This is a genomic window from Parapedobacter tibetensis (assembly GCF_024704835.1).
In the GTDB taxonomy this organism is placed as follows: domain Bacteria; phylum Bacteroidota; class Bacteroidia; order Sphingobacteriales; family Sphingobacteriaceae; genus Parapedobacter; species Parapedobacter tibetensis.
The window spans coordinates 1-1,455 of record NZ_JAMXBE010000055.1; the positions used below are offsets into that span (position 1 = coordinate 1).

The 1,455-nt window shown below is 44.9% G+C and carries 2 protein-coding genes; both read left to right on the plus strand.

Going from position 1 to position 1,455, the window contains the following annotated elements; genetic code table 11:
- Nucleotides 1-226 (plus strand): SRPBCC family protein (locus tag NF543_RS25190; protein ID WP_505560205.1); only part of this gene is annotated, 226 nt, incomplete at its 5' end.
- Between the two features lie 143 nt (nucleotides 227-369).
- On the plus strand, nucleotides 370-1,185 hold the full coding sequence (locus tag NF543_RS25195) for an SDR family oxidoreductase (protein ID WP_257670969.1): 816 nt from the start codon (nucleotides 370-372) through the stop codon (nucleotides 1,183-1,185).
- Nucleotides 1,186-1,455: the final 270 nt, after the last annotated feature.

Consider the following 1,455-nt stretch of genomic DNA (forward strand, 5'->3'; position numbering starts at 1 on the left):
AAGTCAAATGGATGATGTTGAGGATGGAACTGAGTGGAATGACACGAAACTTATTTTTGAAATCACAAAAAAGGATGACAAAACCAAAATTCAGTTCACCCATTTGGGACTAGTACCTGAATTTGATTGTTATACCGTCTGTTCAAAAGCCTGGGATTTTTATATTAAGAGTAGTTTACAAAGATTGATTACAACCGGTAAAGGAGAGCCGATCAAAAAAGCATGAATTACTACGAGTGGGTTCTTTGCTGCGGATCGCTCAGATAAGTTTAATACCATTATTACGGGGCACTAACGGTAACTTGCTCACCTGCAGAATCCTTTTTGAATAGTCATTAAAATCCAAAAACAATATAAAACGAGAACATTATGTTACTAAAAAATAAGAACGCAGTTATTTTTGGAGGAGGCGGTGCCATCGGTGGAGCTGTGGCACGCGTATTCGCCAGGGAAGGTGCCAGAGTCTTTATCTGCGGGCGGACACAAGCCAAGCTCGACGGCGTAGCGGCTGACATCACAGTGGCAGGCGGGATGGTTGAAACTGCCCTACTCGATGCCTTTGACCAACGGGCGGTCGAAGAATATACCATTTCAATCGCTTCGAAATGCGGAGGGATCGATATCGCGCTCAATGCAGTGAGCGTCATGCATGACCAGGGGACAATGCTTGAGAATCTTTCGTTGGATGAATTTATGAAACCGATTGATGGTTTTCTGCGGACACTTTTCATAACGAGCAAAGCTGTAGTTCGTCATATGGGAGCCAAACGTCCCGGGGTGATTCTGACCTTATCCAGCACGGGTTCCCAAATGGCTGCACCTGGTTGTTTAGGACATTGCGTCACTTGTGCTGGAAAGGAGGCTTTCTCACGGGTCTTGGCTGCGGAACTGGCTCCTAAAAACATTCGGGTTATTTGTCTCCGTCCAATTGCTATCGCAGATGCCCCGGCAGCAGGTTCCTATACGAAGGATCTCTTTAAAACTCAAACTTCTTATAAAGAGAGTGCAGATAATCAACCGGTGAGAGAATGGCTACCGGATTCTCCAATGGCCCAAAGCACGTTGTTAAAACGCTTACCCACGCTCTCCGAGGTGGCCGAGACCGCGGCATTCCTGGCATCCGACCGTGCCGGAGCTATGACCGGAACAGTTGTTAACCTGTCGTGTGGGGCAGTCGTTGATTGACGGAGCTACAGTGACATTGGTAACTGTAAGTCAATTCAGGGTTTGATGCATGCTGCAAGCATAATTTATTAACAGATAATAATACCTTGAATTCGTGCGATAGCGATGCAAAATAAACACAAAGACAAGTAGATAATAATGGACTATCATAAAAGATAAGCAATGCAAAATCAAAATTTCACCGCTACGTTGTTGGTAGATCAAACTCTAGGAGAAGTCTTTGCTGCTATCAATAATATCCGTGGATGGTGGTCTGAAGACATTGAAGGC

Excerpts from the sequence above, each read along its gene's own strand:
- NF543_RS25195 (WP_257670969.1), top strand. The coding sequence starts at position 370 with ATGTTACTAAAAAATAAGAACGCAGTTATTTTTGGAGGAGGCGGTGCC.